Source organism: Ruminiclostridium josui JCM 17888 (assembly GCF_000526495.1).
Lineage (GTDB): Bacteria > Bacillota > Clostridia > Acetivibrionales > DSM-1351 > Ruminiclostridium > Ruminiclostridium josui.
The window spans coordinates 1,409,773-1,422,133 of sequence record NZ_JAGE01000001.1 but is presented as its reverse complement, the minus strand read 5'-3'; the positions used below and the strand labels follow the sequence as shown (position 1 = coordinate 1,422,133).

The following is a 12,361-nucleotide window of genomic DNA, read 5'->3' as shown; positions in this document are numbered from 1 at the left end:
AACAACAGGGAGGGGTTTGTATTTTAATTGAAGTTATTGATGCAATTGCAGCTAAGCTTAACCAGAATTTTGGTAGCTCAGTTGCGGTATATAAGGAAGAGACGGAGCAGGGGATTGTTACACCTTGCTTTTTTATTGCCCTTAACAATTTCAGTCAAAAGCAAATAACAAGTAGGAGGTATTACAGAGAACAGCGATTCACAATCAAATATGTTCCTGGAACAACAAACAAAAATACAGAGATTTGTCAGGCGGCAGATAGGCTCTATGACACATTGGAATCCATTTTAATAGAATCTGATTTGTACAGAGGCTCCAAAATGAGCTGCGAGGTTGTTGAGGGTGTGTTGCATTTTTACGTTAATTACAATTTCTATGTTTATAAAGAAACACCGCCAGAAGAGACTATGGAAAGTATTGCTATGGAATGCGGTCTAAAAAGGAGTGATTATCTCGTATGAATTTAAAGAAAAGTAAATCGAATAATAACGCAAAAGCTTCAGAAGTACCAATCTTTTCAAAGGAACAGATTATTTCCTGCAAACGGTACGCAGGCCGAAAGGACTTGTTAAATGTGCTGCTTGAGAGTAATAAAATGTACAGCTTTGATGAGGTTGATAATTCAATAAACAATTTTTTGAAAGGAAAGGTGAATTAATATGGCACTTGGAGGAGGAACTTTTTTTAAGCAAAACAAGGTTTTACCTGGAAGCTACATTAATTTTGTAAGCACATCCAGAGCAACGGCAGCATTAAGTGAAAGGGGATATGTGGCAATGCCGCTGATTCTTGATTGGGGTGTTGACGGAGAGATTTTTAAAGTAGATGCAGACAGCTTTCGTAAGGATTCCCTAAAACTTTTCGGTTACGACTTAAAGGATGAGAAATTAAAAGGGCTCAGAGACTTATTCAGGCATATAAGAGCCGGATATTTTTACAAGCTCAATAAAGGGCAGAAGGCCGCATGTAAATATGCTACTGCAAAATATTCAGGAACAAAAGGAAATGATCTCAAAATTGTTATTGCACAGAATGTTAATAATACGAGCAAATTTGATGTTCAGACATTCTTGGGATTAACTAGAGTAGATTCTCAAACGGTTTCAAGTATGGAGGAACTTGTTCCTAATAATTTTGTTGATTTTATTGTTAGTGAAATTGAATTAACAAGCGGAATACAGCTGGTTGGGGGGACTAACGGCGAAGATATTGCTGGTGAGGATTATCAGAATTTCTTGGACAAGATAGAGTCCTATTCCTTTAATACTCTTGGATGTCTGGAAACATCCCCAGAGATAACAGACTTGTTTGTTGAGTTTACAAAGAGAATGAGGGATGAAGCGGGAGTTAAGTTCCAGACGGTTCTTTACAAAACACCGGCAGATTATGAAGGTATTATTAATGTTCAAAACGATGTTGCAGATGAAACTACTCCGTCAGCATTGGTTTACTGGGTAACAGGCATGTCAGCAGGATGTCCGGTAAATAAGAGCAACACAAACAAAGTATATGACGGTGAGTTTACTGTTAATGCAGATTTTAGACAAAGCGAGCTCGAATCTGCTGTTTCAGAAGGGAAATTTATTCTTCACAGGGTTGGGGATGATATTCGTGTATTAGAGGATATCAACAGCTATGTATCTTACACCGATGACAAGAACAGCGATTTCGGAAGAAATCAGACAATCAGGGTTCTTGATCAGATTGCAAACGATATTGCTGTTCTGTTTAACACTAAATACAACGGCAATGTTCCAAATGATGCAGCGGGGAGAATCTCCTTCTGGAATGATGTTGTAAAACATCATCAGGAGCTTCAAAGCATAAGGGCTATTGAAAATTTTAAGCCTGAAGATGTCGTTGTTGCAAAGGGAGACAGCAAAAGGGCTATAGTAATTCAGGATGCTGTTACCATTATGAATTCTATGGAACAGCTTTATATGACAACGGTTGTACAATAATAAAAAAAGGAGCGGATGAATATGCAGACAATGAATGGAAAGGATGCTGTAAGTGCATCTTTAGCAGAATGTTACGTTACTATAGAGGATAAAAGATATAATTTTATGCAGGCTATAAATCTTGAAGCAAAGGTTGAAAAAACCAACCACAGGACTAGCTACTTTGAATATTTCATCTGATGGAACAGCAAGGCGTTTAAAAAAACCTAATGGTGAAGATTTTAAGCCAAAAGCAGGCATTTATTCATTTATAAGCGATGGAGAAAATTTTCAGTTATTGGGTGAAGGGGGGGAATATGGTAATGCAACTGCGGATAAGGTAATTGCACCTTATACTATTGGGACTGAAAATGGATTAGTTACAGGAACAGCACGTGAAGTTTTTTTTGTCCATCCGAATCTCTAACAGATACGGGCATAGCAACAAACATATTTTATAACACTAGTATTTCTAGCGGTGTAACTCAATTTATGCCATCATGGACTTTTTCCATAAGTGAGTCAAATAGAGTTTGGACAAGTCCTACATTTAGATGTAATGCGACTATATTTTTTACAACCCTATCATTTAGAGCAAGTCGGACGGGTTCCCAAATATATCAACGCAACTTTAAAGCTGAACTTATAGACCCTGTTACAGAAGCACCTTTGTATATATGGAAAGATTTATGTTTTGCATCAGATGAAGCAAATAAACTTATAAATTGCGGAAGTTATGTAAACAATGTCTTATTACAGAAACGAAATTACAAACTTAGGATGACACATTCAGGCGATAGTAATTTAGGGACAATTACTAGTTTTGGAATAGGTTCATCAGATAATACCTATTTTAGAATAGTTACTGATACACCATTATTTACTAATGTATAAGGAAGGAATATATAATTGAATTACGTTTAAATAGTACCAAAGCCAAAAAGGATTACCAACAAAACGGGTAATCCTTTTTTTGGCTTTTGCCATGTAAAAAGGGGGTTTGTCAATGACGGGAGAGTGTGGATATCGTTGTATAAATGAAGAAAGAATCAGAACTCTGGAGCAAAACCACACCGAGGCAAAAGTGTACGTAAAGGAAATAAAAGAGGATTTAACAGAAATAAAAACAGATATCAAAAAGAGGAACGAAGGAGAAAACAAAACATGGTCTCCGATTGTACTGGAGCTTATTAAAGCACTCACTACAGCAATAACAGTAATCGGGGCTATAGTAGGGACTTTGAAATTTTCAGGAAAGTGAGATGAGATAATATGCCTTCTGTAAAGTTTAAATATAAGGATGAAGCCTGTGTATACCCAAAACTAATAAACGCTGTAAATGTGCTATGTATAGCAAAAGGTAAGGACTGCTTCTGTACCTCGGGCTATAGAAGTATTGATAAACAAAAGACAATAGCAAAAGAAGTTTTAGCAAGTAATCCTGGCAGCTGGCAGAGAGAAGATGGCTTTGTGTACAGCAAAAAAGGGGAATGCCTTGCTGCTGCATACGGAAAAAGCAATCATTGCTATTGTATTGCCATGGATATCAGCGACAGTTGGTTTAAAGAACTTATGAATGAGGAACTGATAAAAGACGGACTTATTAAACCAATTAGTTATGAACCCTGGCATGTTCAGCTTCTAGAGCACAACGGATTAAGCCTTTCTCAAAAGGAAGCAATAAGGGACAGTGTTTTAAAAGGAGAGAAAAAAGACATGACTATAAAAGAGTTTCAAGCAGTGACAGGACTTACTGTAGATGGGATTGTAGGCCCCAAAACAAAAGAAAAAGCACGGGAAATGGTTCAAATATGTCAGAAGATACTTGGCAATTACTTTGAATCAGCAGAGGAAACTGTTCGAGTTACCCAGAAGAATCCTGAAATATGGTTGAAAAAGCTTAAAACAGAAGAATATTTCCCCGATTTTGTGATGAATATAGTTGAGAGAATGAAAGGAGAAAGGCCATGAAAGAAAAAATAGCAAAGCTAATTGATGTAAAAACAATAGTTACATTTGTTTTGACAGGGGCATTAATCGGGTTTATTGTTACAGAAAGGCTGGAGGCCAAGGAAATAGTACCTTTGACTACAATGGCAGTTTCATTTTTCTTTGCGGTAAAGCTTAACAAGTCATAGCAGAGTTTACCATAATTGTATTTAAAAATAAACAATGGAAAAGGGGTTGAATCAAATTAAGAACAGTATTATACTATATAAAAGAACATATGTTCTTTTTGTGACAAGGAATAAGTGCGAGTACTAATTAAATTGGAGGTAAAAGGCTGATGGGAGACCAAAGCAGAGGTAAATTAATTGATAATATAATAGAAGGCAAAATCGCTTCCGTATGCAATAGAGAATGTCTGAATATAAGTTATATGGAACTTCAGAATCAATTAATTGAAACCAGAAAGCGGATAGCCAATGACTTACGTGACGACAAGCTAAAACTTCTGGAAGTATACGATAAATTGAACAACGATTTATCCGAATTAGTATTCAAGGCTTTATACATAGAAGGGTACAAAGATGGAAATAGCTAACATTAAGCCCTTTATACCATTGTAATAGCGAATATATGTATATTGGGAAGGTAGGGAAGGGAAAGACTTTTTACCCTACCTGGTTTGCTCAATTTATAGGTTTTTGAAAATATTTTTACTTTGGAATTACGAACCTGTATTTTGCCGTCAAGAAGTTCACAGGCTCTACCTTCCCATGCGACAGATTCACCAAACAGTGGCTCAAAAATTAATTCTGTAAAATCTATAATAACTTCTTCTGTACTACCGTCCATAAACCTGAGAATTATTGATTCCTTAAAGCTCCCGAAGTCTGCCGTTCCGAGCAACATAATACTGCTGCAATCAATGGGAGAAAACTCCAGGTCTTGACCAGAACATGAAATATTGTCAAATTGGCTTTCAAGTACATTTGGAAATCTAAACTTCATGCTATCAACTTCCCATATTTCACTAGAAGGGATATCATCAGAAACAAAGAACATTCCTGTACCATTTAGGTTTGATTTTGCATTCTTGTCCAATAAGGCTCCAAAACCCTTATTGTTGAAATAATTTGACAAATCCAAATATGTATAGCTGCTATAATTAATTTTTTCAGGTATATAAGAAACGCTTTCTGTGTTGTTAAAGACATTGGAATTAAGCAGTGAATTATCTGATGCGGTTTTAATCAAATGATTGAGGATTTTCTTTTCAATCTCAGATATTTCTCTGATACTAGGTGGAATTTTAGACTTAATAATTTCTTCATTTTTACTCAGAATAGCCTTTGTTAAAATTCCCCTCAATACATCCCATTTATAGCTTACCTGTTTAAGCTTTTCAGAAATAGAGAGTAGTTCTGGGATATGGTATCTTGCTGCTGTATGCTCAAGAAATTTTGCGTACTGTCGCCTTCCACGATTCACGGATTGTAGGTTAACGTAGTAAGGCATGTCAATGACCCTCTTGGTTGATTCGGTTTCTTTTTCTATACAAAAACCTTTTTCAACACTAGCTGCAAAATCTTCCATACTGCTGAAAATATTCTTTACACCGTTTTCACCTTTGAGCTTTTTTGAAATGGCGAATATAAGATCTTTCCAATTGTAGTCCGATACTTCATTATTTGTTATTTCAAAAGTAAACAATACTCCAAGATACCCACTTATAAAATCATTAAAACTAAGTAGGGCATCTTTTTGCAAAAAGTAGGGATCGGTGCAGTAAAAAACTTCTTTTTCCGTATCAACGCCTGATATTAGGAACCAGTGCTTTCCATGTTGGTTTTTATTGGGGTCCCAGGAATAATAAAATGTATCCATAAGGATTCCGGCAGGATTACCATTAACAATATGGTTGATTATAATCTTGATTACATTTTCAGGATTATTGATATCATGAAAGGAGATTTTAATGCCGTGATAGAGATGATAAAGATCATATACTCTACCTCTGTCATCTTTTATAGAATTTCCTGTACCATTTATTTTATAATTATCAATATCAAACCCAAATCCCCATGCATGAGAATACATCAAAATATAATTTCGTTGATAGAAATTTGATACAGAAATCATACATTCTTCGAAGCAATTTGAAAAGTCGCTGTGAAATGGTTCGATATCAAGCCGTTTGAAAATATTCATGTTAACCCCACTTACAATCTACTGCTATTACCAGATTTAGAAACTAAAACATTTAATGTTATTTTATAGAAATAAATCCATAAATACAAGATTAATTGTTAAAGAAATAAAAAAGCATATTAAGCCGAAAAAATATTATATGTTCCCCGGCTAATATGCTTTTATAATTATTTTTCAAGGACTGTTACTGTTTTAATAATTACTTTTTCCGTGGGGTGTGAAACTTCACCTGAATTTGGATTTAATTCTACAGGAGTATTTGCTATTTTGTCCAAGGTTTCTTCACCGCTTGTCAGCTTACCGAATGCAGCATAGTTACCGTCAAGGTTTGCTGCTGTTCCATCCATTATAAAGAATTGACTTGATGCAGAATCAGGATCAGCGCTTCTTGCCATAGATATTATTCCTTTTGTATGCTTCAGGGTGTTCTGTGCAAAGCCATTTGAGCTGAATTCTCCTTTTATGTTCTTGTCTGAACCTCCTGTACCGTCACCTTTGGGATCTCCGCCCTGAACCATAAATCCCTTTATTATTCTGTGAAAGGTAAGGCCGTCATAAAAACCGGATTCGGCTAATGATACAAAGTTACTTACTGTTTCGGGGGCATATTCCGGATATAGCTCAAAAGTCATCTTATCTCCATTTTCCATTTCAAACTGAATTTTCGGATGACCGGAAGGCTGGTCTGAGCTTCCCTGCGAACCAGGTTTACCACAACCGGATAATATAACGCTGAATATTAGACCGGTAATTATGAGAAAAGCTGTTTTCTTATAGAGTTTTTAATCATTTTAATTCCTCCTATATTTGATAACTTAAAAAAGCATAATCATATATAATTTAATAATAATTTTGTGAAAAATATGTATACTTTTTGTAAATTTATTTAAAATACTGTCTTAATTTACAAGCATAAAATTCTATTAAAAAACACTTGCAATTTTTAAAATTATGTGTTAAATTATAATAGTTGTCAGCGGTAATGAATAAAATCATTAACTACTGAACATACTTTAAATATAGTCATCGCGGGGTGGAGCAGTTGGTAGCTCGTCGGGCTCATAACCCGAAGGTCGTAGGTTCAAGTCCTGCTCCCGCAACCAAGAAGAGCCGTTAGTTTTTTAGACTAGCGGTTTTTTTATATTTTTATTAGTATAATGATAAATTTACAGACTGACTACTATGTGACTACTGTTATTGAAAAAGGTATAAGTAAAGTATTCTATGTTAAGTTTTAATTTCAAAACTCCGTATCTATAATACGCCAATTTATCTAAAAATAATAATCCTGCAAAAATTCTACAAAATCCTAAGCTTGACAAACTAATATTAAAGTATATTATTAATAAGTATGTTGTTAAAACATATTATTAATAAAATGAGAAGCCAAAATAGGTGTTTATCATTTTTTTGTCATAGGTTGTAAAACGTATTGTTAAATAATTAACAATACAAAATAAAGCGCATGAATTGATAGTTCATCAGAACATTTTGCCAGGTAAAAGGTGGAATAGTTCTAAAAAAACGCGGGCAAGAAAGATTATGAGGTAAATAATGCGGATAAGAATGTTAAATTTTTATCAATAACGTGTAAATTTTTTTCATTGAGTAATCAATGGAGATAAACCCAAATACACATGGGTAGCAAATTTCACTAATATTTTGTAGCCGGTATACGGCTCATGGAGGCTAAAATGATTTATAGTTATTATCCAGGATGTACATTAAAGAATAAAGCCAAAGTTCTTGACAAGTATGCCAGAATTTCAGCCCAAGCGTTGGGGTTTGAGTTGGAAGAAATAGAGGAATGGCAATGCTGTGGTGCTGTGTATCCACAAGCAACAGACGAGATTGCTACAAAACTTGCCTCTGTTCGTGTATTAAATAGTGCTAAAGGAAAAGGACAGGATTTAGTAACTGTATGTTCAGCCTGTCACCACGTTATAAAGCGTGTAAATGATGATATGAGGCAAAATGAGGATATTAGAACAAGGGCTAACAATTATCTTCAATTAGAAGAACCATATACTGGGGAAACACAAGTATTTCATTATCTTGAATTACTACGGGATAAAGTTGGATTTGACACTCTAAAAGAAAAAGTAAAGAATCCACTAACTGGAAGAAAGATTGGCGCATATTATGGCTGTATGCTTCTTAGGCCAAGCAGTGTAATTCAATTTGATGATGCTGAAAATCCAACAATTATCGAAGACTTCATTCGTGCTCTTGGTGCAGAAGCAATTATTTATCCATATAGAAATGAATGCTGCGGTGGATATATTTCCTTAAAAGAAAAAGAATTAGCAGGAACAATGGTAGATAAAATTATGGATTCCGCTACATATAAAGGTGCAGAAGAGATTATAACAGCCTGTCCTCTATGTTTATATAATTTGAAAAAAAGTGGCGAAGCGAATAAGCTCAAAGTACATTATTTTACTGAAATACTGGCAGAGGCATTAGGTTTAAAGGATGAATAAGGGGGTGTGTAAAGTGCAGAAAGCAAATACGGAACAAGCACAACTGGTAAAAGAGATTAGCAATGTAGATACAAGAAAATGTATGAAGTGTGGAAAATGCTCTGCCTCATGTCCCTCTTACGAAGAAATGGATATAAGGCCACATCAGTTTGTATCATATGTACAAAACAACAAAGTAAATGAATTAATGGAATCCACAAGCCTTTGGAAATGTCTTTCCTGTTTTGCTTGTGTAGAACGTTGCCCAAGAGATGTAAAGCCAGCAAGGCTGATAGAAGCAGTTCGATTAATGGTTATTCGTCAAAAAGGACAGAATTATCTATTACCGGATGAGGTACCAGAACTCTTGGATGAAGAGGTTCCACAGCAGTTATTGGCAAGTGCATTTCGTAAGTATAGTAAGTAAAAAAGGTTTGGAGGTGAATTAATTGCAAAGAATAGGAGTATTTGTTTGCCATTGTGGCACAAATATAGCAGCAACTGTAGATGTTGAAAAAGTTGTTGAGATGGTTAAAAAAGAACAAGGTGTGGTTCACGCCGAAGAATATCAATACATGTGTTCAGAAGCAGGTCAGAGTAAGATACGTGAAGCAATTAAAGAAAAGCAGTTGACGGGAGTAGTAGTTTGTTCCTGTTCTCCTCGTATGCATGAGAATACATTTAGAAAGGCAGCTGAAAAAGCTGGCTTAAATCCTTTTTTGGTTGAAATAGCCAATATTCGTGAGCATTGTTCATGGATTCATAAAGATAGAGAAGAAGCAACAGAAAAAGCAGTTATTCTTGCCAGAGCAGCAATTGCAAAAGTAAATTTAAACACGCCTCTTCAGGCAGGCGAAAGTAAAGTAGTAAAAAGAGCGCTGGTTATCGGTGGTGGAATTGCTGGTATTCAGACGGCAATTGATATCGCAGATGCGGGATATGAAGTAGATATAGTTGAGAAAACTCCAAGTATCGGTGGTAGAATGTCTCAGTTGGATAAAACCTTCCCAACTCTAGACTGTTCTGCCTGTATACTGACACCAAAAATGGTGGAAGCAGCTTCCTATACATACAGTGAAGTAGAAAAGGTAAGCGGCTTTGTAGGAGATTTCTTTGTAGATATACGTAAAAAAGCACGTAGTGTTGACATGAGTAAATGTACAGGATGTGGAGTTTGTACAGAGAAATGTCCTTCCAAAAAAGGAAAGAGCGAATTTAATAGAGGTTTAAGCAACCGAAGTGCTATATACACACCCTTTGCACAAGCAGTTCCTAATGTGCCTGTTATCGATAGGGAACAGTGTACAAAATTCAAAACTGGCAAATGCGGAGTATGTGCAAAGGTTTGTGCGGCAGGAGCTATTGATTATGAGCAAAAAGATGAGATTATTACAGGAAACTATGGAGCTATAGTAGTTGCAACAGGCTTTGATACCATCAGCTTAGATAAGTTTGATGAATATTCATATAACCAAAGTCCGGACGTTATTACATCTTTAGAATTTGAACGTCTGACAAATGCAGCGGGCCCTACAAAGGGTAAATTAGTTCGTCTCTCAAATCATGAAAAGCCAAAGTCTGTAGCTTTTATTCAGTGTGTTGGTTCACGTGATGTAACCTGCAGAGGAAAGAGCTATTGCTCAAAGATTTGCTGTATGTATACTGCAAAGCATGCAATGCTTATAAAAGACAAATATCCTGATATTGATGTACATGTATTTTATATTGATGTACGTACTCCAGGTAAGAATTTTGATGAATTCTACAGAAGAGCAGTAGAGGAATACGGAGTGAATTATATCAAGGGCCAGGTTGGTAAGGTGGCAGAAGTAGATGGTCACTTGCTGGTACAGGCTGTTGATATGCTAGATAATAAGAGAATTATGCTCAATGTTGATATGGTAGTTCTTGCAACTGCCATTGAACCTGACCCTTCAGTTAGAGAAATAGCTACAATGCTTACTGCTAGTATAGATACCAATAATTTCTTGACAGAGGCTCATCCAAAGTTAAGACCAGTTGAGTCACCAACAGCAGGGGTATTTTTGTCAGGAGTATGTCAAGGACCAAAGGATATCCCAGAAACTGTAGCACAGGCTGGAGCGGCGGCTGTTAAAGCAATAGGATTATTAGCTAAAGATAAGTTAGTAACAAATCCATGCGTTGCAAAAGCTAACGAGCTTTTCTGCAATGGTTGTTCAAATTGTGAGCACGTATGTCCATATGGGGCTATATCCTATCAGGATAAAGAAGTTAATGATCATGGTGTACGAGAAACAAGGAGAGTAGCATTTGTAAATAGTGCTATTTGTCAAGGGTGCGGAGCATGTACCGTTGTATGCCCATCTGGAGCAATGGATCTTCAAGGCTTCTCAAACCGACAAATTCTTGCGGAGGTAGATGCAATATGCAGATAGATAATAAAGAATTCAAGCCCAATATAGTTGCATTTTGCTGCAACTGGTGTAGCTATGCAGGTGCAGACCTTGCAGGAACAAGCCGACTTTCTTACCCTGCTGATGTAAAGATTATAAAAGTACCTTGCTCTTGCCGTGTGAATCCTATGTTCATTCTGAGAGCCTTTGAAAAAGGAGCAGATGGGGTTATTCTATGCGGATGTCACCCAGGGGACTGTCACTACAGTACTGGTAACTATTACACAAGAAGAAGAATGACACTGCTATTCTCAATGCTTAATTATTTGGGAATAGAAAATGGACGTACTCGAGTTGAGTGGGTATCAGCAGCAGAAGGTGTTAAATTCTCCACAGTTATGAACGAATTTGTAGAAAAGATTCATTCATTAGGTGAAAATGTGAGATTGGGGGATTTACGATGCAAAAGATAATTGAGCGGGCGAAAGAACTTCTTTCAAAGGGTGAAGTGGCTCGGGTTCTAGGATGGAAGAAGGGCGATTTGGCGTACAATCCTGAACCAGCATTTTTTAATTGCACAGACGAATTGACTTCCTTTACATACAACGGTTTTTGCGGGGCAAACCTGAGTAAATATATGATAGAAGCCAGTAAGCTAGATGGAAAGACATTGGTATTCTTAAAACCATGTGACACATATAGCTTTAATCAATTAATAAAAGAGCACAGAGTTGATAGAGAAAAAGCATACATTATTGGTGTTAGTTGCTCTGGAAACTATAGTGTTGAAAAGATAAATAAAGCCGGTATAAAAGGTATAGAAAGCATTGAAATAGATGGTGAAAACCTAAAGGTGCAGACAATCTATGGTCAAAAGACTATGGCAGCTAAGGATGCACTTATGGAAAGGTGTACAGTTTGTAAAGGCAAAGAGCACAAGATATTTGATGAATTAATAGAAATAAATACTGCATATCAAAACGAAGATGTTACCAGCCGTTTTGATATGGTAGAGAAGCTTGAGGCTATGACATCAGAAGAGCGTTTTATATTCTGGCAGAACGAGTTGTCAAAGTGCATTAGATGTAATGCTTGTAGAAATGCATGTCCGGCTTGTAGCTGTAGAAAATGTGTCTTTGATAGTAATAACTTTGATTCTGCACAGAAGGCTAATGTTGATAGCTTTGAAGAAAAGATGTTTCACATAATACGTGCATTTCACGTAGCTGGTCGCTGCACAGATTGCGGTGAATGTAGCAGAGTATGTCCACAAGGCATACCACTGCACTTACTGAACAGAAAGTTTATCAAGGATATTAATGAGTTTTATGGAGAATTTCAGGCGGGTGAAGATGCACAAAGCAAAGGGCCATTGACCAGCTTTACACTTGAGGATGTAGAACCAAGTATTGTTGGAGAAAGGAAATAG

The 12,361-nt window shown here is 36.2% G+C and carries 16 protein-coding genes, 1 tRNA gene and 1 pseudogene; 16 read left to right on the top strand and 2 right to left on the bottom strand.

What is annotated here, in order from left to right; translation table 11 throughout:
* The first annotated feature begins 20 nt into the window (after nt 1-20).
* The 10 genes and pseudogenes from K412_RS22985 (at nt 21) to K412_RS0106680 (ending at nt 4,485) form a co-directional block, all read left to right on the top strand.
* Nucleotides 21-461, top strand: coding sequence for a phage tail terminator family protein (locus K412_RS22985; RefSeq protein ID WP_034847270.1), 441 nt, complete (start codon nt 21-23; stop codon nt 459-461).
* Nucleotides 458-658, top strand: coding sequence for a hypothetical protein (locus K412_RS0106720; protein WP_024832386.1), 201 nt, complete (start codon nt 458-460; stop codon nt 656-658). The genes K412_RS22985 and K412_RS0106720 overlap by 4 nt, the downstream gene beginning before the upstream one ends.
* A gap of 1 nt (nt 659) precedes the next feature.
* On the top strand, nt 660-1,961 hold the full coding sequence (locus K412_RS0106715) for a phage tail sheath family protein (RefSeq protein WP_024832385.1): 1,302 nt from the start codon (nt 660-662) through the stop codon (nt 1,959-1,961).
* A gap of 21 nt (nt 1,962-1,982) precedes the next feature.
* Nucleotides 1,983-2,102 (top strand): annotated as a pseudogene (locus K412_RS22155) (phage tail tube protein); the annotation flags it as partial.
* Nucleotides 2,103-2,124: 22 nt separating this feature from the next.
* Entirely contained in the window at nt 2,125-2,367 is a 243-nt protein-coding gene (locus K412_RS0106705) for a hypothetical protein (RefSeq protein WP_024832384.1), read from the top strand.
* Between the two features lie 65 nt (nt 2,368-2,432).
* Nucleotides 2,433-2,834, top strand: a complete 402-nt coding sequence (locus K412_RS0106700) for a hypothetical protein (RefSeq protein ID WP_024832383.1) — start codon at nt 2,433-2,435, stop codon at nt 2,832-2,834.
* A gap of 112 nt (nt 2,835-2,946) precedes the next feature.
* Nucleotides 2,947-3,201, top strand: a complete 255-nt coding sequence (locus K412_RS0106695; RefSeq protein ID WP_024832382.1) for a hypothetical protein — start codon at nt 2,947-2,949, stop codon at nt 3,199-3,201.
* 11 nt (nt 3,202-3,212) lie between these two features.
* Complete coding sequence (locus K412_RS0106690) at nt 3,213-3,911, top strand: peptidoglycan-binding protein (RefSeq protein ID WP_024832381.1); 699 nt, start codon at nt 3,213-3,215, stop codon at nt 3,909-3,911.
* A complete protein-coding gene (locus K412_RS22475) occupies nt 3,908-4,078 on the top strand; it encodes a hypothetical protein (protein ID WP_198527697.1) in 171 nt (56 codons plus the stop codon). The genes K412_RS0106690 and K412_RS22475 overlap by 4 nt, the downstream gene beginning before the upstream one ends.
* A 149-nt stretch (nt 4,079-4,227) precedes the next feature.
* The gene (locus K412_RS0106680; RefSeq protein WP_024832380.1) at nt 4,228-4,485 is read left to right on the top strand and encodes a hypothetical protein; all 258 of its coding nucleotides are present in this window, start codon (nt 4,228-4,230) and stop codon (nt 4,483-4,485) included.
* A gap of 11 nt (nt 4,486-4,496) precedes the next feature.
* On the opposite strand, the gene K412_RS0106675 is transcribed toward K412_RS0106680, so the two are convergent.
* Together K412_RS0106675 and K412_RS20565 are read right to left on the bottom strand one after the other, a co-directional pair.
* The gene (locus K412_RS0106675) at nt 4,497-6,095 is read right to left on the bottom strand and encodes a cysteine peptidase family C39 domain-containing protein (RefSeq protein WP_024832379.1); all 1,599 of its coding nucleotides are present in this window, start codon (nt 6,093-6,095) and stop codon (nt 4,497-4,499) included.
* Between the two features lie 167 nt (nt 6,096-6,262).
* Nucleotides 6,263-6,745, bottom strand: a complete 483-nt coding sequence (locus K412_RS20565; RefSeq protein WP_173585595.1) for a peptidylprolyl isomerase — start codon at nt 6,743-6,745, stop codon at nt 6,263-6,265.
* Nucleotides 6,746-7,122: 377 nt separating this feature from the next.
* Here K412_RS20565 and K412_RS0106665 point away from each other — a divergent pair.
* The 6 genes from K412_RS0106665 (at nt 7,123) to K412_RS0106640 (ending at nt 12,361) form a co-directional block, all read left to right on the top strand.
* Nucleotides 7,123-7,198, top strand: a tRNA-Met gene (locus K412_RS0106665).
* A gap of 591 nt (nt 7,199-7,789) precedes the next feature.
* Complete coding sequence (locus tag K412_RS0106660; RefSeq protein WP_024832377.1) at nt 7,790-8,578, top strand: CoB--CoM heterodisulfide reductase iron-sulfur subunit B family protein; 789 nt, start codon at nt 7,790-7,792, stop codon at nt 8,576-8,578.
* A 13-nt stretch (nt 8,579-8,591) separates the two neighbouring features.
* Nucleotides 8,592-8,984, top strand: coding sequence for a 4Fe-4S dicluster domain-containing protein (locus K412_RS0106655; RefSeq protein ID WP_024832376.1), 393 nt, complete (start codon nt 8,592-8,594; stop codon nt 8,982-8,984).
* 22 nt (nt 8,985-9,006) lie between these two features.
* The gene (locus tag K412_RS0106650; protein WP_024832375.1) at nt 9,007-10,974 is read left to right on the top strand and encodes a CoB--CoM heterodisulfide reductase iron-sulfur subunit A family protein; all 1,968 of its coding nucleotides are present in this window, start codon (nt 9,007-9,009) and stop codon (nt 10,972-10,974) included.
* A complete protein-coding gene (locus K412_RS0106645; RefSeq protein WP_024832374.1) occupies nt 10,965-11,405 on the top strand; it encodes a hydrogenase iron-sulfur subunit in 441 nt (146 codons plus the stop codon). Before K412_RS0106650 ends, K412_RS0106645 begins: the two co-directional genes overlap by 10 nt.
* Nucleotides 11,393-12,361: a 4Fe-4S dicluster domain-containing protein gene (locus K412_RS0106640; RefSeq protein WP_024832373.1), complete on the top strand. Its 969-nt coding sequence runs from the start codon at nt 11,393-11,395 to the stop codon at nt 12,359-12,361. The genes K412_RS0106645 and K412_RS0106640 overlap by 13 nt, the downstream gene beginning before the upstream one ends.